We start from the raw sequence: 21,407 nt of genomic DNA, 5'->3' as shown, positions 1-21,407 counted from the left end.
TTCAAGCGCAGAAAATTACACTAACTAAATTGAACTTTCAAGGTCTTTTTTTTACCCTGTAAATAAATAAATAAATAAATAAATAAATAAATAAATAAATAAATAATTCAATGGGTTAATGGTTAATAAAAGTGGTAAAAAACATCCAAATATTTATTTTTGAAACGTATTTTTAAAAGCTTGAATAAGACTAATGCGTTGTTGTTCAGTTTGTTGTTTAATCGCTTTACCTTGGTAGCCTTTGGCAACTATGGCTTTAACGTCGACTTTTGCCGCCGCTTCATAAGCCTGCCAAATATAGTCGGCGTTTTTGTATTCGCAGTTTTCAAAGGTTGTTCTACCTCTCGCATCCGCTTTACAGCTGACTAAAAGGTCGGCAAACCTTTGTGGTTTACGCCATACATCACAGCGATTCAACATGCCTAATATGGTACTGGCTTTGAGTTCGAAAGCTTGGTGAATATGAGTGTGATATTCACTGACCATTAAACCCAGCTCGCGGCACTCGTTGGGTGCTTTTAACCGGTCACAAAGTGTGTTGACTAACGCTAAACCCAGCGTTTCGTGGCCTCGGTGAGAGGGCCAGTTTTCTTCTGGGGGCACCCCTTTGCCTAAATCATGAACTAAGGCAGCAAAACGCACGCTAAGTTTATCTGACAACTTTACCGCTTGTTGCAATACCATCATGGTGTGAATGCCAGTGTCAATTTCAGGATGCCACTTGGGTGGATTTGGGATACCCCAAAGCACATCTAATTCTGGGAACCAAACGGCTAGTGCTCCGCAGGCTCTCAGGTTTTCAAAATATACTTCTGGATGAGTTTCCATCAAGCTGCGCGCAGTTTCTTGCCATACACGTTCAGCGCTAAGAGCCGTGAGTTCGTCATTCGCAACTATGGTTTGCATTAGTGACAGGGTTTCTGGCGCTATGCTAAAGCCTAAGTTGTGGTAACGAGCTGCAAATCGAGCGACCCGCAAAACACGTAATGGATCTTCAACAAAGGCATCTGAGACATGGCGTAAAAGTTTATCTTTTAAATCTTGTTGGCCGTTGTAAGGGTCGATGATATTGCCTTGATCATCCATGGCCATCGCATTGATGGTGAGGTCGCGGCGCATTAAATCGTCTTCTAGGCTGACTTCACTGGAAGCATCGCAACTAAAACCAGTGTAACCCACACCAATTTTTCGCTCGATACGCGCAAGGGCATATTCTTCTTTGGTTTTGGGATGCAAGAACACCGGAAAGTCAGCACCAACAGATTGATAACCTTGGGCTAACATTTGTTCAGGGGTGCCACCTACCACCACCCAATCTTGGTCTTTTACAGGGCGGCCAAGTAACTTGTCGCGCACCGCGCCACCGACTAAATATGTTTGCATAAAATCTTAGATTGTTTCATTACCACCATTATGCCTCAGACATAAGCTTTGCAGAAGCCGAATAAACTGAAAACTCACTTTAAAATAAGCACAGTGTCTTTGACAATATCTGGCTAACTGGGTAGTTTAGGCTCACTATTAATACAGTATTTCATTCATGGACTTGCCTGCCTAACTTATGTATCTCAGCTACTTTGGATTATCTGATAATCCGTTTTCAATTGCGCCCAACCCCGACTATTTGTATATGAGTCCTCGTCATAAAGAAGCCTTGGCACATTTAATTTTTGGCCTAAGGGAAAGTGGTGGGTTTGTGATGTTAACCGGTGAAGTGGGCACAGGCAAAACCACAGTGTCGCGAAAGCTGATGCAGCAGTTGCCGGAAAATACCCAAGTGGCGATGATAGTCAATCCTACATTATCTGCCTTGGAGTTATTGGGCACAATTTGCAATGAGCTGGGGATTGAATACAAACGTAAACATGCCAGCTTAAAATATTTTACCGATCAAATTCTCGCCAAATTAGCCAATAACCATGAACATGGCATCAATACAGTGTTGATTGTTGATGAAGCCCAACATTTATTACCCGAAGTATTAGAGCAACTTAGGTTGTTAACTAACCTAGAAACCAATAGAGAGAAGTTGCTAAAAGTCGTGTTGATTGGGCAACCAGAATTACAACAGCTGTTAAAACGCAATGAACTGCGGCAGTTAGCTCAGCGTATTACTGCTCGATATCATCTTTTGCCTTTAAGCTCCTCAGAGGTGGGGTCCTACATTGGACACAGATTAAATGTGGCTAATGGCGATCTAAGTGTATTTTCAAAAGCAACGATTCGCGCTGCGTTTGATATTACCGGTGGTATTCCAAGGGTGATTAATTTGTTGTGTGATAGGGCGTTAACGCTGACGTTTACTAAACAATTGCCGGTTGTGCCACAACACATTTTTATTGCCGCAGCGCAGCAAATCTTAGGTGACGATGTGGTAAAACAACGTCAGGGAAAACGTTGGACCTATATTTTATTAGGGCTATTTTTAGCCACCACAACCCTTGGTTTTGTAATAGGCAAATTTAATGCTTAGACAAATAGATATTCAGAATTTAAAACCAGGCATGGTGATTGTGCAGATCACTGAGCAAAATGGGCCGGTCAAAATCAAGAAATCAGGTTTAGTGACTAGCCAAGATATGGTGCAAGGTTTGATTGAAATGGGCATTCAACAAGTCGAAATTGACTCTGACCAAACCGTTGAAGTTGAAGTTGAAGCTGAAGTTAAAATTAAAGCACCAAAGATTAAGAAATCAGCAACCCAAAGGATGCTCGAAAGTACCAAGGTTACCCATACGCGAATTGAAGATGGATTGTCAGATCAATTTCATCGCAGCTTATTTTTACCCTCGGTACAAGGCATTCCCTCAGCTTGGCAGTTTTATACTAAACGTTATTCGTTGGCCGCGTTTATTGCATTAGGCGGTTTGGGTTTCGGCTGGACTTTAGCTAATTTCCAGCAAATATTGGTTTTATTTAGCTCACCGCCTGAGGCTTTAGTTGTGAGTCAGGCCGCACCCGTTGTTACGCCTGTTGCCTCTGCGACTAAGCAACCAGAAATCAATAACCAGTCATCGGTACAAGAGACTAACCCCAAAGATGTTCAACCTGAAGCAGTGCTGGATGAACCGAGCCAACAAATCGCTGTGCCAGACAACAGCAAAACGCAGACAGAAGCAAATGATGAGGTTCAATCCAACACACCACTAACAGAGCCAGAACCTCAAATTTCTGCTGATGTATTAGCGCGATTTAGAAAAGCCATCACTGAAGTTGAAGACTCGCCTGTTGTTTCACCACCCGTGCAAAACATATCGAGCAGTGAAGACGTGCCAAGAATTGACCAGTTACCTGCATGGGTAATGACTAGATTACCCAGTATGGCTTTTTCAGCACACATGTATGCCTCTGTGGAATCTGAACGATGGGTCAGAGTAAACGGTAGCCGAATGGTTGAAGGTGACAAAATTGATGGTCTGATTGAAATTGTAAGGATTGAACCACAGCACGTTATTTTACACTATTCAGGACAAACTTTTTCAATGGCTGCTCTGACTGATTGGTAGAAAGCAATCAGTCAGAGCGACCAATACTCAAACTTGTTGAGTGTTATTTGTTAAAAAATGACTGACGTAAAAAGCCTGATAACTTAATACCAAAATCATCAGGAGAAAGACTGCCGATAATCTCATCTTCTACCGTAGATAGGTCTAGTCTTGCCACCTCATCTCTTTTTGTGGTTAAGTCATAAAAAATCATGACCACAGGTGACAAGGGGTGAAGATGATTAAGACGCATTACCATGGCGAGTCTACCGCTGGCCAATTTGACCAAAGAGCCAATTGGATTCGCGCCTATACAGCCAATAAACTTATTCACCAGTTCTCTATCTAAACCCATCGATTCATCCTGCATTTTTTTCAATGCTTCAGCTGGTTTGTGCGCCTCTCGGTAGGGTCTGGTGGTGGTTAATGAATCATAGGTATCAACTATCGCAATCATTCTGCCATATTGAGATATCTGATCCCCAGACAACCCTTTAGGATATCCAGAGCCATCAAGTCTTTCATGGTGCTGCTTAATCACGGTAAGGCTTACTTCATCTACCCCTTCAATGGGTTCAAGGAGTTTTAGACCAATGTCCACATGGCGTTGCATTCGTTCTGTTTCTTGAGCAGTTAACGAGTCTACTTTTTGAGTTAACAATAGTGGTAATTTGACCATACCAATATCCATTAACAGGGCACCTACCCCTAAATGTTGCAAAGTGGCTTTATCTATTTCAAGAGACCGGCCGAACATCACCATCAAGATCGCACAATTTATACTATGTTCAAGTGAATATTCGATGTTTTCATTGAGCAAGGTTGTAATGCCAAGTGCATCATCACACTCGAAGGTCTTTTTCACAATTTGCTGAGTAATAAGGTCAACTTCTTCAAGGTCAGCGATTTTGCCTTTGGCCACACGTTTAATAATGCGTCCTTGAATTGTTTTCGCTTGATCATGAAGTTTTAATGAATGTTCTAATTGCTGGTTATAACTCAAACCTGAAGCATTAACATACTCATCTTCAACGTCATCTAACTTTTCGTCGACATCAAGATGTGTGCTTTTTTTAGTATCCACTTGAACTTGTAATATTCCCTTATCAGCTAATTCAGTAATAGTTTGCTGATCCTTAAGTATACCCGCTGTGGCGACTTTAACTTTACCGGCCTGTTTTGTTACCTTAACAATGAACATACCAGGTAAAAGTGCGTCAATATTTATTAATTGCAGCATTATTTCATTTCTAAAGGTGAACAGATGCCCAAGTTTTAGAGATATTCACTTGCCCGTCAAGTCTCATTCGAATAAATATGTTTGGCTTTATTTTTTTTGTGGTGTTTAAAGAAGTGCAAAGTTGCTTTGAATGTCTCTATTGATTAGCTGTTTTTACAAACTTAATTGTAGGTATGGAAAGACCTATAGCCAATTATGTGAAATGTTTTTTTCGTTTTTTTAACCCTTTAAGTCAATCAGCAAGGAATCAGATATAGGTGAAATAAAACTTACCATTGACTAACGGTATCTTGATTTTGTTAACTCTCTTTTCCGATCCTTGGCGAATTCAAAAAATTTCAACATATTCCTGCAAACGTTTTCATTGTTGTTAATTTTTTGTGTATAGTCTGCACATTATAAATATTAAAGCGAACAGCGAGAGAAAACTATGCAGCAAAGGTCTCCAAGTCATCAATTATCTTTTGGTGAAAAAGCCGGTTACGCAGTAGGTGATACCGCCAGTAATTTATATTGGGGAGTGTTTAGCGGCTTCTTACTTTATTTTTATACTGATGTGTTTGGTTTATCTCCTGCGGCTGTTGGCACTATGTTGTTAGTGACTAGAATTATTGATGCTTTTACCGACCCCATGATGGGGGCGCTGGCTGATCGTACCAAAACAAAATTTGGCAAGTTTAGACCTTACTTATTATGGGGAGCCTTGCCTATTGCCTCGGCGGGTGTATTGACCTTTACGGTGCCTGACTTAGATGACGGCGGGAAGCTACTCTATGCCTATGGTACCTATATCTTAATGATGTTGGCCTATACCTTTATTAATGTGCCTTATGGCGCATTGCTGGGTGTGATGACCTCAAATTCACAACAACGAACCATGTTGACCAGTTTTCGATTTATAGGTGCTTTTTCAGGCGGGATTTTTGTCTCCCAGTATACCTTGAAGTTAGTAGAATGGTTTGGTCAGGGGGATGAAAAACTGGGTTGGCAATTAACCATGGTTTTATATGGCTTGATTGCTATCGTACTGTTTATATTTACATTTCTTGTGACAAAGGAGCGTATTGAAGCCCCACAAAAAGAGTCAACACCGATCAAGCAAGATATTACTGATTTGTTTAAAAACAACCTTGGGTAGTACTGTTTTGTTTGGCTCTCATCGTTATGGTGACTATTACCTTACGTGGTAGTTCTGGCACTTATTACTTTAAGTACTATGTGGGCCGAGAAGATTTAATTGGCGATTTTCTGACTATTTATATGGTCTCGTTGGCGATTGGTGCAGCCAGTACTCCTCTTCTCACTAAGTTTTTGGATAAGAAAAAACTATTAATGATTTTGATGGGAGCTGTAGCTGTTCTTTCGATATGTTTCTATTTTGTGCCAACCGATCAAATTTGGTTAATATTTACTATTCACGCAGCCATTGGTTTGTGTTTAGGGCCTAAGTCTCCGTTGGTGTTTTCGATGTACGCAGATACGGCAGATTATTCAGAATACAAAACCGGTCGCCGAGCAACGGCTATGATATTTTCAGCTGCAGCGTTTTCGCAAAAACTGGGCGGCGCTGTGGCAGGTGCCATGATTGGTTGGACACTTGGTGCGTTAGGTTACGTGGCAAATCAGGCACAAATCAGTGGTTCAGAACAAGGCATATTGTTACTCATGACGTTGTTCCAGCAATTTTTGCTGCCTTAGCCGTATTTGTTGTGCGTTTTTATACCTTGGATGAAGCACAAATGAAAACGCTCCACGCCGCACTTAAATACGATCAGTAAGAAAAGGAATAGACGTGCAGCAAATTGATCAAAATACCCTTGAGTGCCTTGAAGGCGGTACTCAATATGTTTTAAAAAGCCCCAAAGTATTACCTAACGCTAGTGGCTTTTTATGGAACAAAAACATGCTTATTCAGGCTAATTGTCGTGGTTACGCTATCGCACAATTTATGCAGCCGGAGGCGGGTAAGTATGTTTCGGGTCCTGCGCTTGAAGCCAAAACCTTTATGCAACCCGAGCAGCCATATTACGCCCATCACCCGGGACGTTTTGTGTATGTAAAAGATAATGCCGATGGAAGTGTGTTTTCAGCGCCTTATGAGCCAGTGCGAGCAGAGCTGGATAGGTTCGAGTTTATACCAGAGCCCCATCAAATTACTTGGCTGTCTGAGTTTAATCAGGTTCGACTGACGTTGTGTTTACGCCTACCCACAGAAACCGCTCTAGAGTGCTGGCAGGTGACAGTCGAAGATCTTTCAGGCACTGATCGTGACTTGAGTGTTTATCCGTATTTTCCCATTGGTTATCGTTCATGGATGAATCAATCTGGGTTGTTTGAGCCAGCGCTAAATGCAGTGGTATGTCGCAGTATTGAACCTTATCAAAAGGTGCAGGATTACTTTAAAAATCAGTCGCTGCATGAACTCACGTTCTTGGCCGCAGATAGTCCAATAGAAGCATGGGAAACTAGCCAACAAGTATTTGAAGGGGAAGGAGGATTACATTCACCTTCTGCCATTCAACAAGCACGTTTAAATAACAGTACCGCTAACTACTGCACGCCCACTGCGGTTATGCAGTTTAATTTGAATTTGCAGGCAGGACAGGCTAAAACCATTAATTTGTTGTTTGGCCCGGCGAAGGATCAACAACAGATAAGTGAATATACCGAACAGTTTCTCACTCAAGCATCTCAGAGCTTTGCGCACACTGCAGAAGAATATAAGGCTTATTTGAGCGAAGGGCAGGGGGTATTACAAATTGAAACACCCGACGCTGAATTAGATGCCTATGTTAATCATTGGATGTCACGCCAACTTTTTTATCATGGTGATGTGAACCGTTTAACTACCGATCCTCAGACCCGTAATTATCTGCAGGATAATATGGGCATGGCCTACATTAAGCCAAAGGTTAGCCGAGACGCATTTATTTTGGCTCTGAGCCAACAACATTTTAGTGGTGAAATGCCAGATGGTGTGTTGATAAAAGAGGGCGCAGAATAAATATATCAATCAAGTGCCACACACGGATCACTGTGTTTGGGTACCTATTTGTTTAAAAGCCTATTTAGATGAAACCGCTGACTATGGACTGTTAGGTGAACTCGTTGCTTTTAGTGACAATGACCAAAAGGCCAAAGTAGCCGAACATATTATTAAGGCTATGTTGTGGCTGGATAAAAGCCGTGATGAACGTGGACTAAGTTACATCAATCAAGGTGATTGGTGCGACCCAATGAATATGGTGGGGTACAAAGGCAAAGGGGTCTCTGCTTGGTTGAGCTTAGCCTCAGCTTACGCGATCAAAGTATGGACACAAATTGAAAGGGATGCTTTTGGCGAAGTCTCTAGTGATGGTCAGTATTTATTAGCTCAAGCAGAAAAAATTAACCAACAGGTTAATCAGCATTGTTGGGCCGAAGATAGGTTTGCTCGAGGTATCACAGATGATGGGCGAGTGTTTGGCACCCAAGCGGATGCAGAAGGTAAGATATTTCTGAATCCACAAAGTTGGGCTTTTTTAAGTGGGGCAGCAAACAATCAGCAAGTCCCGTTGATGTTGCAGGCCATTAAGCAAAACTTAGACACGCCTTTTGGTTGTATGATGCTTGCGCCTTGTTACACCCAAATGGTCGAAGATATTGGCCGAGTGACTCAAAAATTTCCTGGCACTGCTGAAAACGGCTCAGTGTATAACCATGCTAATGCGTTTTATGCTTACAGTTTGTATACCTTAGGTGAAGGTAATCTCGTTTTTGAGCAACTTAAAAAAATGTTGCCCAATCAAAAAGACATACTCAAACGAGGGCAATTGCCTTTGTTTATTCCCAATTATTATCGCGGTGCGTTTTATCAATACCCAGATGAAGATGGCAAGTCGAGCCAGTTGTTTAATACCGGCACAGTGGCGTGGTTTTATCGTTGTTTAATAGAAAACCTATTTGGTGTGGTAGGTTGCAAACAAGGTTTGAGTATTACTCCTCAATTACCAGATGATTGGCAATCAGCCAGCATTACTCGGAAGTTTAGAGGGGCAACGTTTAATGTGGCTTACACCAGAAACAGTGAGTTAACCAAGCCTCAAGTGAAGGTGGACTGTCAGGTTATTGCAGACGGTATTATCAGCAATATCCAAGCAGGTAAAACAATTGAAGTGAAGGTTGAGCTTCCTTTAACTTGATCGGGTGAGGAAGCTTTTTAAACCAATGAAACAGGTATTTTAAATAATAGAACGCTGGCTAATCATGTTTTAGTTCTAGTCTCACAACTAAGATCTATATGGCGTTCGAAATAGTTTGGGTCATCGAAAGTTTCATGACTTGCAATAATGACTTGACCGGGATAGCCAGCTAACAGTTTTTCCAGAGCAAGTCTGGCTTGTTTATCCAAACCATTTGTCGGCTCATCTAACAACAATTCCGGTTTTTGCGAAATGGCGGACAGTAAACTTAATTTTTTGTAATTACCTCGGGAAAGATGTTCAACTTTGGTTTTTAGGAAAGGAATGAGGCCGAATTCTTCTAACCAACGCTCATCTAGTTCACTGTTAAACTGTTCGCAGTGAAACTTTAGAAACTCCACTACGTTGAAAGTTTCTGGGAGTGCCACATTGCTGGCACTGATGCCAATCTGTTTTTTAATACTAGTCTCGGTAACTTCTTGGCCACGGAATGTCACTTTTCCAGAGGATGGCGAAATCAGTCCTGCCGCAATCAATAGTAAGGTCGTTTTTCCACAACCAGTAGGTCCGGTAATCAATACTCTAGACTCTGGTATTTGTAATGTAATATCTGAAAACAAGAGGTGGTGAGCAAATTTATGGCTGATATGTTCAAAAGATAACAACTAAGTGCCTGCGATTTAATCTAAGTAACCTAACCTCTAAACCTGCCATAGTCTGGTTAGAAATACTAGGGCGAACGACTGAGGTTGGCACGAATTCATCACTATTGTTTGACGTTTCGATTGCTCCTTTCTGGGTCTTGTAGGCGTTCGACCTTTATTCCGATTTTTGTAAAAAATTACTACTCCTAAATCGTCTGACTGGATATTAATAACTACGCCAACCAACCCTTAACCTTGGAGTTATTTGCCAGCCATACTAGATATAATGCAACTACTACCACCATAATTGGCATGATAGTGCCACCTGGCCCGTATACCTCAAAAGAGTTAGCGATAACAAATGCATGAAACATTTGCACTATTACCCCCGCTAATGAGATGAATAAAATGGGTAAGGCGATAGCCTTTTTTAAAACTAAGGCAATACAACCTAAAGCGCCACCAAACACAGCACATCCAAAGGCTATATTCACCCAGAGCGGAATGTCTTGATATAACATTTGTTCTTTTTCTGGTAGCGGCGCAATTTGCTCGGCGGTCATCGTCATTTGCATAACAAAAGCCATCACGCCCATTAGGTTCCATATGGTTAGCACTATTACTAAAAAAACAAACCACTTAGGTGCCGTTGTAATGGCGTTATTCGTTGCATCGTTCATGTGTTTTCTCTTGTTATTTTGTGTACTGATAAAACAATGTTAACAAACTGTTAATTTATAGGCGAGCTTACAATTTAAATTTTGTTGGGGCAGATTGAATGTTTAATACCGCTGCGTATCAAGAAGTGGTATAAGCTACTTTCTTCAGATTCTTTCTACATAAACTTGGATAAAATTGATGAGTGTTTTGGGTTCAGCTGTAATTTTTTTAGCCGCAACAGTGATTGCTGTGCCTATTTTTAAGAAGTTCAAATTAGGCGTTATTTTAGGGTATTTGGTTGCAGGTTTGGTGATCGGCCCACAAGTGATGAACTGGGTGAATGATCCGGTGACCATATTACATTTTGCTGAACTGGGCGTGGTGTTGCTGTTATTTGTCATAGGTTTGGAATTGCAGCCAGAAAAACTATGGCGAATGCGTAATCAAATATTGTTTACTGGCGGTGGGCAATTATTATTCAGTGCCTTAGTTATCGCACTCATTCTACATTTTGTGCTGGCGTTTTCTTTGGTCATATCTTTAGTTGTAGGTTTGTCACTCGCACTGTCCTCGACCGCGTTTGCTGTGCAATTAATGACAGAACATCGAATTCTAAAGTCGCCACCTGGTCAACAGGGTTTCTCTATATTGCTGATGCAGGATTTAGCGGTCATTCCCATTTTATTGTTAGTCGAAAATCTCTCAACCTCTAGCGGACATTCAACACCGGCTTGGTGGGTAAGTGTTTTAGCCATAGTCGCTGTGTTAGCAGTAGGGCGCTATTTAACTAATCCGTTTTTACGCTTGGTGTCTAAGTACGGTAGTGAGGAAGTGATGACGGCTGCCGCGTTGCTGATTGTTATTGCTACCGCTATTGGTATGCAAGAAGCAGGATTATCCATGGGCATGGGCGCATTTGTGGCAGGTATGTTACTGGCCAACTCCAGCTTTAGACATCAACTTGAAACCGAAATAGAACCATTTAAAGGTTTGTTACTGGGTTTATTTTTTATCGCCATCGGCATGAATTTAGACTTGAGTCTATTGGTGTCTAAACCATTATTTATTCTTTCTGCGAGTCTGATTTTAGTGTTGATTAAAACCGGCATTATTTTTTCAATCCTTAAAATGGCTAAACAGCGTAATACCGATGCGATGCGTGTTGGTTTGATGTTATCTCAAGGCGGTGAGTTTGCTTTTGTGGTGATGGCTCAGGCTTCGGGTAATGGCTTGTTATCTTTAAATATTAGTAGTGAAGTCACATTGATTGTCGGAATCTCTATGGCATTAACCGCTCCTTTGGTTATTTTACACAGCCTTTGGTTTACTAGTAAAAATTGCCCAGCTGTATATGACACTGCAGACGAACTCAGTGAACCAGCCGTTTTGATTGCAGGTTTTGGAAGGTTTGGCCAAGTGACGGGCAGGATATTAGCGGCAAATAACATCCCTTTTACCGCCCTTGATAAGGACGCGGAACATATTGAATTTGTTAAGCAATTTGGCAACAAAGTATTTTATGGCGATGCGTGTAGATTAGATTTATTGGAAGCTGCGGGTATCGACCACGCTAAAATTATTTTAGTGGCAGTCGATGACGAAGAAGATACCTTAAAAATTGCTGAATTGGTCAAAGAACACTATCCAGAGGTCAAAGTTATTGCCAGGGCAAGAAACCGTTTCACTGCAGTGAAGCTTTATAATCTAGGTATCAATACCAACGTTAGAGAAGTGTTTGCTGGTGGATTAGAAGCCGCCAATATGCTGTTACAAGCTTATGGGTTGAGTGACGCCGAAGCTAAGAATCTAATTGATATATTTGCGGCTCACGACAAACAACTATTAGAAAGTACAATGATGCAAAATATGGATTTTGATGAATTATTGGCAATCAGCAAAAAAGGCCGCCTAGAGTTACAAAATTTGTTTGAAGAAGATAAACAAAATCTGGAGTGATTTACTGCGTATTTCTATAGGATGGAATACTGATGACAGCTGCTGACAAGCAGTGTGAAAACTTGTTAAGGTTGTTCATCACATGATGTTAGTCATTCCGAATTGGAAATATACCATGTTTCATTATTTTTACGGATTAGCCAAAAAGGTCATAGCGCTATTGATGTTTATGCCTATGTACGTTTTTTCTGATCCCGTAATGGAAGTCCGTTTTCCAGTTAATATTGACAATGTCACTTATCAACAACGTGATGTTTATTTTAATCAATTGATAAAATTAGCCCTTGAACATTCAGCTAAAGAGTACCAGTTGATTAGCATGCCTGTGCCGACCATACCAGAAGAACGCAGTATGAAGTTGATACAAGAAGGCCATTACAATATTCATTGGATGAGCACTACGGCTAATCGTGAAAAACTATTATTACCCATATATATACCACTCGATAAAGGGCTGATCGGTTGGCGCTTAATGTTGGTGCACAAAGACAACAAAAACATTTTTAGCCAAGTTACTTCAATTCAAGATTTTGGAAAATTAACCGCGGGTTTGGGACATCATTGGGCAGACACCAGTATTTTTAATGAAAATGAATTAAGTGTTTTCACTGCTACCTCCACTCAAAGTTTGAAAAAGATGCTTAACCTTAAACGTATTGATTATTTTCCTCGTTCTATTATGGAAATATGGCAAGAACACAGCACTAGTGATTCCCCGTTATTAGCTATTGATTCACATATAACACTGACTTATCCCGCCGCAATTTATTTTTTTGTATCTAGAGATAACCCAGCACTTCATGATCGTATTAAAGTTGGTTTAGAGCTGGCGATAGCTGACGGTTCTTTTGAAAAATTATTTCAACAAAACTTTGCAGAGGTTATTCAGTTAGCCAATTTAAATAAACGCCGCCGCTTTCATATTACCAACAGCCTGATTACAGACCTAGAGTATTTAAACAGAAGTGAGTTGTGGTTTTCACCGTCTACAATTGATGTTCAGCACAACCAATAACACAACAATATTATTTTTGTTTTTATTTACCAATTCAAAATGGTCAGTAGTCTATTTTAGGCAAAAAGTCATAGCGTAAGCTAACCTATCTTTGTTTTCATCGACTCAACCTTCTTAGTAACCTATTAATAATTAAGCAAAATAAATTTATTTTAGATTTTGTGTAATAAACTTTTACGGCAAACCACTAATTAAGCAAAACACATCAATGCATGACAGGATCTAAATGGGAAGTGATTTTTACCAGTTATCTATACTGCCGTTTGCGGGAATTATTATTAAAATTTGTCGAGCTTATACAAACAGCCAAGAGGATTTTGAAGATTATTACCAAGAAGTGTGCCTGCAAATTTGGCGCAGCAGAGATAACTTTAATCAAGAAAGTGCGTGGTCTACTTGGATATTTCGGATTTCACTTAACGTATGTTTAACCTATTTAAAACGTCGCAAAAATGGCGATAAACAAATAGTGTCAAATGCCTTACCTGAGGAAGTGATAGACGATAGCAAGGCATTTGTAAGTGATGAAATCAATCAATTATATGCGGCCATTAAGCATCTTTCTGAAACTGACCGAGCTGTCATTTTACTGTATCTCGAAGAAAAGTCTTACGAGGAGATAGCCGATATTATTGGTAGTAATACAAATAACATTGGTGTCCGAATAAAACGAATCAAAGACAGGCTCAATAACTATATTAATCAAAAGGACTAACCCATGAGCAAATCAATTGAAGCTATGTGGAAAGAAGGTTTTGTGAACGAGGCACATTTGTCGGCCCCTAAAGTGAATGACTTATATAACCGCAAGTCACAAAATATTGTAGATAAGCTACAAAGCATGTTTGCTATTAATACCAAAGGTATCATCGTGGGCAGTTTGATTATGCTTATTGTTATGAGCTTAATTGGTGCGCCATTTTTAGGTTTATACATTTGTTGCTTACTGGTGCCATTAATTGTAATCGCTAACAGAGAACTCAAAAAATCTGTTGATTTGTCTAAAGGACAAAGCAGTTATGAATATATTCTGAGTTTTAATAATTGGCTGAAAAGTGCGATTAAAACCTATTCTGGCTATTACAAAATATTCTATCCGATGTTTTTTCTTGGAATGGCGACTCAAGCGATTGTGAGTAAAGCTGGGGGCAAACTGATTGTTCTACTGATGGAAGTATTTCCAACCGATATGATTATACTCGGGCAACCTTATTACATTTTGCTCGCTTTAGTTTTAGGCACCCTTATCTTTGCGAGATACGCTGAAGCGATATATCGGTGGGATCTCAATATAGTTTATGGTCGCCAGTTTAAAAAGCTAGAAGAGTTAATTGCTGATATGGAAGAGCTAAGAAAATAGCATTCAATATGACATTTAAACATACTCCCTACTTTAGGCCGTGCTCATGGGTTTTCTGTGGTATTTTTATGGCTGTTTTTTAAGGCTTAGGAGTGTTTAAACAGTGCAGTTGTGGCTTCAAGATGATTTATCCTCCAGAAAAGCGCTGCTCCAAAGGGCGTTAGTTTTTTCTGCAGTAACCTTGTTTGTTTTATTTTTGTTTCAGCCTTTTGGTACCCATGACGATCTTATTTCCTACAAGTTTCTGCGGCTGTCAGGTTATGGTTTGGTGACGTTTTGCGCCATATTGTTATCTGGCGTTTTAGAAATAGGCTTAACTCGCTTCAAGGCAAAGAGCCAATTTCAATATTTGTTAATCCCTAGCCTTTATATAGGGTTAGTAGCAGTGTTTAATCATAGTTATTTTGTGGTGGCAATATTAGGTTCTTGGCATTGGCAAAACCAACTGTTGTTTGTTTTTTATACCTTAGCTATTGGTTTGTTTCCGATAAGTTTTATGTATCTAGTGAATCGTCATTCAGACACTATCTCTAAGCCACAGCAGCTTGATGCAGTTGATTCTAGCGAAGAAGGTAATATTACACCTCAAGCTAAGTTAATAACCTTATCCGGCGAGAATAAAGACGACAATGTACAAGTGGCTTTGTCTGATATTTTATTTATCAAATCTGCGGATAATTACTGTGAACTTGCCCTCATTGATGAGCTTAGTGGCAGCCGTAAATTATTGCGCTGCTCATTAACCAGCCTGTTAAAACAGCTGCCGGTTGATTCACAGATGTTACGTTGCCATCGATCTTATGCAGTAAATCTGTTGTTAGTTAAATCATGGCAGGGTAACGCTGCGGGTTTGCAATTAGCTATGCAGTCAGGTGATGTGGTTGTGCCCGTCTCCCGTACTTATGTTGATGTGATCAAACAGGCCTTGTCATTAGTCCCTAAAGTTTGTTAATTACCCCAACTTATTGTTACTTAACCCTTAAAAACTAGGTTTAGCCCTAACTCATCGCCCTTATCGATTGTGCTTGTCATGCTTAATGTGAATTTTGAATTTCACATTAAGCGGGTAACTATGAATCACATAATAAAAACACCAATATTATTAACTACCTTTATGTTCTGTCACTATTTTATGAGAGAGTTTTGGGGTGATAGTTGGAGCGAAATACTACTTGGGTTAGATCAGCAATCTTACGTTTTACATACTTTAGCCAAGTATCTATTTATTTACGGACCTCTAGTACTAGTAGCGACTTTTCTATTTAAAGAACATCCTTGGTATGACGTATTAGGCCTTAATCTGAGAGGGGCTCACTATTACTTTTTGGCAGCAGTAGCCTGTTGTATACCTATGACTTTAGGTTATGCCTTTTTAAGTATCGAATTAGACCTTTCACTGTCAGCAATCATTACTGGTTCAGTGTATGCCGGTGTGTTCGAAGAAATTATTTTTAGAGCTGCGTTGTTTGGCGTGTTATTTCGGTATTGTGGTTGGGGTTTTATACCTGCCGCATTGATTAGCTCAGTCATTTTTGGTTTGGGACATATTTATCAGGGACATGATGCCATTTCGGCTGTTATGGCGCTGGCAGTAACCGCGATTGCTGGCACTTGGTTTGCGTGGTTATATTGTGAATGTGGCTATCGAATCTGGTTTCCAATGTTTATGCACATTTTCATGAATGCCGCATACGGCATATTTGGTATGTCAGGTGGCGCAGTAGGAGACTTAGAAGGCAATCTTTTTAAGGCCACCTCAATTATCTTAAGTTTAGTTTATGTGCAAATGCTTGTTCGCAAAGGTAAGCCTAGAGAAATAACCCTTGCTTCGTTATGGCGCAACAAACCTAAAACTTGTCCTAATCCTAATCTACAAGCAATAAAACAAAACAGCCATTTGGAGAACCACTATGTTTGAATTATTTTTAGTTATGATCGCCCTTACTTCACCTATTTTAATTATTATCTTTGTACGTAATTACTTTAATTACAAATCAGAGGTTAATCAGAAGATATTAGTGCTGCAAAAAGACAGTGATACAAATGCTGTGATAACGATGCAAGAGAGGGTAGAGCTGCTGGTTGAAAGAGTTATAGTACTTGAAAAAATTGTGACCGATAGCAAGTTTGATTTGGGACAGAAAATCAATCAATTGTAAATTAAGCGGGGATAAACAAACGGCTCAAAATGAGCCGTTTTTATTTCTTCTTGAGTTTAGGCTTTTTGCCATTCAGGCAAGTTATTTTCAAACTCAGTAATTTTATCGTTTAGCTCTAGAGTTTGACCAATAGCATCCAAGCCTTTTAATAAGTTGGTTTTATGCTGCTCGGCAATATCAAAAGTAAAACTAAGTTCACCCACACTGACGTTTTGCTGTTCCAAGTTAACCGTGATTTGCGCAGAGGCATCATTTTCAACCAGATCAAAAAGTTGATCCATTTGACTGCTAGTAAGTTGCACCGGTAACAATTGGTTATTGATGCAGTTGCCGTAAAAAATATCAGCAAAACTGGTACCAATTACCACTTTAAAACCATAGTCGTCTAGTGACCAAGGGGCATGTTCGCGGCTCGAGCCACAACCAAAATTTTCGCGGGTCAGTAACACACTGGCACCTTGGTACTGAGGTTTGTTCAACACAAAATCAGGATTGGGCACTTGTTCATGTTGATCAAGGTAACGCCAGTCGTGAAACAAGTGTTTGCCATAACCACTTTTTGTGACGGCGGTTAAGAATTGTTTGGGGATAATTTGGTCGGTATCGACATTGGCCTGATTAAGAGGCATTGCGCTACCTGTGTGGATATTAATACCTGTTGTCATGATAATTCCTTAATACCTATTGATAGTCGCGCACATCGGCGAAGTGACCAGCCAATGCTGCCGCTGCTGCCATAGCAGGACTCACTAAATGAGTGCGAGCACCGCGGCCTTGACGACCTTCGAAGTTACGGTTGCTGGTAGAGGCACAGCGATCGCCTTGTTTCAGGATGTCGTCGTTCATGCCTAAACACATTGAACAACCGGGTAAACGCCATTCAAAACCTGCATCGATAAATATTTTGTCTAGCTGTTCTGCCTCGGCTTGAGCTTTTACTGATACCGAACCCGGTACCACGATAGCAGTAACACCTGCTGCTACTTTGCCTTGTTTAGCAATCGCTGCTGCAGCACGCATATCTTCAATACGTCCATTGGTACACGAGCCAATAAACACGTTATTAACGCTTAAATCAGATAGTTTTTGACCAGGCGCTAAGTCCATATATTTAAGGGCTTTGTTGGCAGAGTCTTTATCAATGGGATCTGAAAAATCACTAGGTGCAGGTACAGGTTGATTCACCCCTATGACTTGCCCTGGGTTAGTGCCCCAAGTGACTTGTGGGGTGATATCAGCGGCATCAAGTTCAATGATAGTGTCAAAGCTCGCACCGGCATCAGATACCAATGTATTCCAGTAGGCGACTGCTTGATCCCAGTGTTGACCTTTGGGTGCGTATTCACGTCCTTCAAGGTAATCAAAAGTAGTTTGGTCTGGCGCGATTAAACCGGCTTTTGCGCCCGCTTCAATACTCATGTTGCATACTGTCATACGCTCTTCCATAGAAAGCGCTGAGATGGCTTCGCCGCAATATTCAATTACATGTTCGGTGGCGCCAGCATGACCAATTTTACCAATGATAGCTAAGATAATATCCTTGGCAGTAATGCCAATAGGTAAACTGCCGTTAACTTGTACTTTCATGCTTTTGGCTTTGCTTTGTTTAAGCGTTTGGGTAGCAAAAACATGTTCAACCTGCGAGGTGCCAATACCGAATGCTAACGCACCAAAGGCGCCGTGAGTGGCAGTGTGAGAATCGCCGCAAACCACTGTCATGCCCGGCTGAATCAAGCCTAACTCTGGCCCCATTACATGCACAATACCTTGTTTTTGATGACCCACAGGAAAAAGCTCGATACCGTGCTTTTTGCAGTTGTCAGCTAAGGTTTGTAGTTGTAATTTATTCGTTGGGCCACAGGCATCTAACGCCAATGAACGTGTGGAAATACTGTGATCCATAGTCGCAAATATACGCTCTGGACAACGCACCTTGCGGCCTTTTTCGTCTAGACCAGCAAAGGCTTGTGGCGAGGTGACTTCGTGGATCAAATGTCGGTCGATATACATTAATCCCTCTTCGCCGGTTTCAGAGGTTTTTTGTGCATCTACAAGATGCGCTTGCCATATTTTGTCATATAAGGTGGTAGCCATGACTATTTCCTAAATCTGTTAAATTAACGCGGCGATATAGTCGCCCACTTCACTGGTGCTTTTAGCTAAATGACGCTGCTCAGGGCTAAGTAAATCGCCTGTTAGTATGCTATCACCTAAGGTTTTTACTACGGCTGCGTCAATCGCATCGGCCGCGGCTGTTTCGTTTAAGCTGAAACGCAATAACATGGATGCTGAGAGTATTTGCGCAATAGGGTTAGCAATGCCTTGACCTGCGATATCAGGCGCTGAACCGCCAGCCGGTTCGTACATGCCAAAGTTATCTTGGTTGATACTGGCTGAGGGCAATAACCCCATGGAGCCTGTGATCATCGCACATTCGTCAGAAATAATGTCACCAAACAAATTAGAACATAACATCACGTCAAACTGACTTGGATAGCGAATTAGTTGCATAGTCGCATTGTCGATATAGATGTGTTCAAGTTCTACTGCTGGATAGTCTTTAGCCACTTCTTCAACGACTTCACGCCATAAACGACTACACACTAGGACATTGGCTTTATCTACTGAGGTGACTTTTTTGCCACGTTTTTGCGCCGCTTCAAAGGCACTAATTGCAATACGGCGAATTTCTCTTTTGCTATAACGCATGGTGTCATACGCAAATTGTTCTTCACCTTCGCCTTCTAGCCCTTTGGGTTGACCGAAGTAAATACCGCTAGTGAGTTCGCGTACTACTAATACATCAAAACCGCTGGCGGCAATATCCGCTCGAAGAGGGGAGAATGCTTCAAGACCTTGATAAATTTTGGCAGGGCGTAAGTTACTGAATAAATCAAAGTGGCCGCGTAACGCTAAAAGAGCGGCGCGCTCTGGGCGCTCTTCTAATGGCAGATTGTCCCATTTTGGGCCACCAATTGAACCAAATAAAATGGCATTAGAGTCTTCGCAACCTTTTAAAGTGGCAGCGGGTAGCGCTTTACCATGGTTATCTATGGCTAGGCCACCTACATCGAAGTCGTTCAGTTGAAACGCAATATTAAATTTTTTGCTAACGGCTGCTAACACTTTTTTGGCTTCGACCATGACCTCAGGGCCAATCCCGTCGCCTGCCAATACTGCTATGTTGTAGTCAGACATTTTGTTTTATACCCCTGCAATTTTTACTTGTTGTTCTTTCTGCAAATCAATCCGATCCGCTAAATGAGTGTTATTCAATACGTAAATCAAAGCTTTCACTCCAGATTCCACTATATCTGTTGCCAAACCAATACCATTAAAACGGCGGCCTTTGTATTCAGCAATGACAGATACTTGTGCCAAAGCATTCGCACCTTCGCCTTTAGAATCGAGCTTGAAGTCGACAATTTCTACTTGGTTATGGCCAACGACTTTAGTAATGGCATTATAAGCTGCATCAACAGGTCCATTACCAGTGGCTGATTCAGTAATTTCTTTATCTCCCACTAACATACGTACTGTGGCGCTAGGGATGATTTCTTTTCCTGAATTAGCCTGTAGATAGGTGAGTTTGTAGTGCTCGTCTTCTTGTTTGGTTTGACTGAAAAACAATAGTGCTTCTAAGTCATAATCAAATACCTGGCCTTTTTTGTCGGCTAGTTTCACGAACGATTCATACACCGTTTCTAGGTCAAAATCAGTTTCTTTGTAACCCAACTCAAACAAGCGATGTTTAATTACATGGCGGCCAGAGCGTGAGGTTAGATTTAAGTTGTTCTTATTAATGCCGACACTTTCAGGTGTCATAATTTCGTAAGTGTTTTGGCCTTTTAATACGCCATCTTGGTGAATACCTGAAGAGTGGCTAAAGGCATTAGCACCAACAATTGCTTTATTCGCTTGCACTGGCATATTGCACAAGTTACTGACTAACTTAGAGGTGCGAGAAATCTCTTCACTTTTGATATTGGTATGAAACCCAAGTTTTGCTTGGCGAGTTTGTAAAATCATCGCGATTTCTTCTAACGAACAATTACCCGCTCGTTCACCTAAACCGTTAATGGTTGCTTCAACTTGCCTTGCACCTTGCTCTACTGCCGCCAAAGAGTTAGCTACAGCTAAGCCTAAATCGTTGTGGCAATGTACCGAAATTATCGCTTTATCAATGTTCGGTACACGGTTAAATAGGTTCTTAATAATGCCACCAAACTCTGTAGGGGTAGTGTAGCCAACCGTGTCTGGAATATTCACTGTAGTCGCCCCGGCGGTAATTGCGGCTTCTACCATGCGACATAGATAATCTATGTGCGTACGGCCTGCATCTTCACAGGAAAATTCCACATCGTCAGTATAACGGCGGGCATGTTTCACTGCTTGAACTGCCATCTCTACTACTTCGTCCTGAGATTTACGTAATTTGGTGTTTACGTGAATATCTGAGGTAGCAATAAAGGTATGAATGCGGAACTGCTCGGCTACTTTTAACGATTCACCGCAGGCATCAATGTCTTTGGCTAAAGCACGAGACAAACCACATACAGTGGCATTTTTTATTTCACGGGCAATGGTTTGTACTGATTTAAAATCACCAGGAGACGAAACCGGAAAACCTGCTTCGATAATGTCTACGCCAAGACGTTCCAGAGCCAGAGCAATTTTCAGTTTTTCCTTAACGCTTAAACTGGCAGG

At 41.0% G+C, this 21,407-nt stretch carries 19 protein-coding genes and 1 pseudogene; 12 read left to right on the top strand and 8 right to left on the bottom strand.

What is annotated here, in order from left to right; all coding sequences use genetic code 11:
* Positions 1-153: 153 nt before the first annotated feature.
* Entirely contained in the window at positions 154-1,383 is a 1,230-nt protein-coding gene (locus QZ488_RS16285) for a multifunctional CCA addition/repair protein (RefSeq protein ID WP_293750740.1), read from the bottom strand.
* A 178-nt stretch (positions 1,384-1,561) separates the two neighbouring features.
* On the opposite strand from QZ488_RS16285, the gene QZ488_RS16280 reads away from it, so the two are divergent.
* On the top strand, positions 1,562-2,473 hold the full coding sequence (locus QZ488_RS16280; RefSeq protein WP_293750738.1) for an AAA family ATPase: 912 nt from the start codon (positions 1,562-1,564) through the stop codon (positions 2,471-2,473).
* Positions 2,466-3,506, top strand: coding sequence for a general secretion pathway protein GspB (locus tag QZ488_RS16275; protein ID WP_293750736.1), 1,041 nt, complete (start codon positions 2,466-2,468; stop codon positions 3,504-3,506). Before QZ488_RS16280 ends, QZ488_RS16275 begins: the two co-directional genes overlap by 8 nt.
* A 43-nt stretch (positions 3,507-3,549) precedes the next feature.
* On the opposite strand, the gene QZ488_RS16270 is transcribed toward QZ488_RS16275, so the two are convergent.
* Positions 3,550-4,725: an HD-GYP domain-containing protein gene (locus QZ488_RS16270; RefSeq protein WP_293750734.1), complete on the bottom strand. Its 1,176-nt coding sequence runs from the start codon at positions 4,723-4,725 to the stop codon at positions 3,550-3,552.
* Positions 4,726-5,155: 430 nt separating this feature from the next.
* On the opposite strand from QZ488_RS16270, the pseudogene QZ488_RS16265 reads away from it, so the two are divergent.
* The 3 genes and pseudogenes from QZ488_RS16265 to QZ488_RS16255 all read left to right on the top strand — a co-directional run bounded on the left by QZ488_RS16265 (position 5,156) and on the right by QZ488_RS16255 (position 8,906).
* Positions 5,156-6,423: pseudogene (locus tag QZ488_RS16265) on the top strand (MFS transporter).
* 94 nt (positions 6,424-6,517) lie between these two features.
* Positions 6,518-7,729: a hypothetical protein gene (locus tag QZ488_RS16260; RefSeq protein WP_293750732.1), complete on the top strand. Its 1,212-nt coding sequence runs from the start codon at positions 6,518-6,520 to the stop codon at positions 7,727-7,729.
* Positions 7,730-7,742: 13 nt separating this feature from the next.
* Positions 7,743-8,906 carry a hypothetical protein gene (locus tag QZ488_RS16255; protein WP_293750730.1) on the top strand — a complete coding sequence of 388 codons (1,164 nt, stop codon included), beginning with the start codon at positions 7,743-7,745 and terminating at the stop codon, positions 8,904-8,906.
* A gap of 62 nt (positions 8,907-8,968) precedes the next feature.
* On the opposite strand, the gene QZ488_RS16250 is transcribed toward QZ488_RS16255, so the two are convergent.
* Together QZ488_RS16250 and QZ488_RS16245 are read right to left on the bottom strand one after the other, a co-directional pair.
* Positions 8,969-9,571, bottom strand: a complete 603-nt coding sequence (locus tag QZ488_RS16250) for an ABC transporter ATP-binding protein (protein WP_293750727.1) — start codon at positions 9,569-9,571, stop codon at positions 8,969-8,971.
* 212 nt (positions 9,572-9,783) lie between these two features.
* Positions 9,784-10,230, bottom strand: a complete 447-nt coding sequence (locus QZ488_RS16245) for a hypothetical protein (RefSeq protein ID WP_293750725.1) — start codon at positions 10,228-10,230, stop codon at positions 9,784-9,786.
* A gap of 178 nt (positions 10,231-10,408) precedes the next feature.
* Between QZ488_RS16245 and QZ488_RS16240 the strand changes: the two genes are divergently transcribed.
* From QZ488_RS16240 to QZ488_RS16210, 7 genes are all read left to right on the top strand, one after another.
* Complete coding sequence (locus QZ488_RS16240) at positions 10,409-12,166, top strand: monovalent cation:proton antiporter-2 (CPA2) family protein (protein WP_293750723.1); 1,758 nt, start codon at positions 10,409-10,411, stop codon at positions 12,164-12,166.
* Positions 12,167-12,248: 82 nt separating this feature from the next.
* Positions 12,249-13,181 (top strand): transporter substrate-binding domain-containing protein, encoded by a 933-nt coding sequence (locus QZ488_RS16235; RefSeq protein WP_293750721.1) that lies wholly within the window; start codon positions 12,249-12,251, stop codon positions 13,179-13,181.
* Positions 13,182-13,407: 226 nt separating this feature from the next.
* The gene (locus QZ488_RS16230; protein ID WP_293750719.1) at positions 13,408-13,896 is read left to right on the top strand and encodes an RNA polymerase sigma factor; all 489 of its coding nucleotides are present in this window, start codon (positions 13,408-13,410) and stop codon (positions 13,894-13,896) included.
* Positions 13,897-13,899: 3 nt separating this feature from the next.
* Positions 13,900-14,541 carry a hypothetical protein gene (locus QZ488_RS16225; protein ID WP_293750717.1) on the top strand — a complete coding sequence of 214 codons (642 nt, stop codon included), beginning with the start codon at positions 13,900-13,902 and terminating at the stop codon, positions 14,539-14,541.
* Between the two features lie 103 nt (positions 14,542-14,644).
* Positions 14,645-15,493 (top strand): LytTR family DNA-binding domain-containing protein, encoded by an 849-nt coding sequence (locus QZ488_RS16220; protein ID WP_293750715.1) that lies wholly within the window; start codon positions 14,645-14,647, stop codon positions 15,491-15,493.
* A gap of 120 nt (positions 15,494-15,613) precedes the next feature.
* Entirely contained in the window at positions 15,614-16,459 is an 846-nt protein-coding gene (locus tag QZ488_RS16215; RefSeq protein WP_293750713.1) for a CPBP family intramembrane glutamic endopeptidase, read from the top strand.
* Positions 16,452-16,700: a hypothetical protein gene (locus QZ488_RS16210; RefSeq protein ID WP_293750711.1), complete on the top strand. Its 249-nt coding sequence runs from the start codon at positions 16,452-16,454 to the stop codon at positions 16,698-16,700. Before QZ488_RS16215 ends, QZ488_RS16210 begins: the two co-directional genes overlap by 8 nt.
* 56 nt (positions 16,701-16,756) lie before the next feature.
* On the opposite strand, the gene leuD is transcribed toward QZ488_RS16210, so the two are convergent.
* From leuD to leuA, 4 genes are all read right to left on the bottom strand, one after another.
* Positions 16,757-17,365 carry a 3-isopropylmalate dehydratase small subunit gene (gene leuD, locus QZ488_RS16205; RefSeq protein ID WP_293750709.1) on the bottom strand — a complete coding sequence of 203 codons (609 nt, stop codon included), beginning with the start codon at positions 17,363-17,365 and terminating at the stop codon, positions 16,757-16,759.
* A 16-nt stretch (positions 17,366-17,381) separates the two neighbouring features.
* The gene (leuC, locus tag QZ488_RS16200; RefSeq protein WP_293750706.1) at positions 17,382-18,794 is read right to left on the bottom strand and encodes a 3-isopropylmalate dehydratase large subunit; all 1,413 of its coding nucleotides are present in this window, start codon (positions 18,792-18,794) and stop codon (positions 17,382-17,384) included.
* 18 nt (positions 18,795-18,812) lie between these two features.
* Positions 18,813-19,898: a 3-isopropylmalate dehydrogenase gene (gene leuB, locus QZ488_RS16195; protein WP_293750700.1), complete on the bottom strand. Its 1,086-nt coding sequence runs from the start codon at positions 19,896-19,898 to the stop codon at positions 18,813-18,815.
* A gap of 6 nt (positions 19,899-19,904) precedes the next feature.
* The coding region (gene leuA, locus QZ488_RS16190; protein ID WP_293750697.1) for a 2-isopropylmalate synthase at positions 19,905-21,407 on the bottom strand (1,503 nt) is incomplete at its 5' end.

The sequence above is a fragment of the uncultured Paraglaciecola sp. genome (assembly GCF_913020055.1).
Taxonomy (GTDB): domain Bacteria; phylum Pseudomonadota; class Gammaproteobacteria; order Enterobacterales; family Alteromonadaceae; genus Paraglaciecola.
Note: the sequence above shows the minus strand (reverse complement) of the source record. Positions and strands in the feature narration are given on the sequence as shown.

What these genes read in the sequence shown, in the direction of transcription:
- QZ488_RS16285 (WP_293750740.1), bottom strand. Translation starts at nt 1,383, where the DNA reads ATGCAAACATATTTAGTCGGTGGCGCGGTGCGCGACAAGTTACTTGGC.
- QZ488_RS16280 (WP_293750738.1), top strand. Translation starts at nt 1,562, where the DNA reads ATGTATCTCAGCTACTTTGGATTATCTGATAATCCGTTTTCAATTGCG.
- QZ488_RS16275 (WP_293750736.1), top strand. Translation starts at nt 2,466, where the DNA reads ATGCTTAGACAAATAGATATTCAGAATTTAAAACCAGGCATGGTGATT.
- QZ488_RS16270 (WP_293750734.1), bottom strand. Translation starts at nt 4,725, where the DNA reads ATGCTGCAATTAATAAATATTGACGCACTTTTACCTGGTATGTTCATT.
- QZ488_RS16245 (WP_293750725.1), bottom strand. Translation starts at nt 10,230, where the DNA reads ATGAACGATGCAACGAATAACGCCATTACAACGGCACCTAAGTGGTTT.
- QZ488_RS16240 (WP_293750723.1), top strand. Translation starts at nt 10,409, where the DNA reads ATGAGTGTTTTGGGTTCAGCTGTAATTTTTTTAGCCGCAACAGTGATT.
- QZ488_RS16235 (WP_293750721.1), top strand. Translation starts at nt 12,249, where the DNA reads ATGATGTTAGTCATTCCGAATTGGAAATATACCATGTTTCATTATTTT.
- QZ488_RS16230 (WP_293750719.1), top strand. Translation starts at nt 13,408, where the DNA reads ATGGGAAGTGATTTTTACCAGTTATCTATACTGCCGTTTGCGGGAATT.
- QZ488_RS16225 (WP_293750717.1), top strand. Translation starts at nt 13,900, where the DNA reads ATGAGCAAATCAATTGAAGCTATGTGGAAAGAAGGTTTTGTGAACGAG.
- QZ488_RS16215 (WP_293750713.1), top strand. Translation starts at nt 15,614, where the DNA reads ATGAATCACATAATAAAAACACCAATATTATTAACTACCTTTATGTTC.
- QZ488_RS16210 (WP_293750711.1), top strand. Translation starts at nt 16,452, where the DNA reads ATGTTTGAATTATTTTTAGTTATGATCGCCCTTACTTCACCTATTTTA.
- leuD (WP_293750709.1), bottom strand. Translation starts at nt 17,365, where the DNA reads ATGACAACAGGTATTAATATCCACACAGGTAGCGCAATGCCTCTTAAT.
- leuC (WP_293750706.1), bottom strand. Translation starts at nt 18,794, where the DNA reads ATGGCTACCACCTTATATGACAAAATATGGCAAGCGCATCTTGTAGAT.
- leuB (WP_293750700.1), bottom strand. Translation starts at nt 19,898, where the DNA reads ATGTCTGACTACAACATAGCAGTATTGGCAGGCGACGGGATTGGCCCT.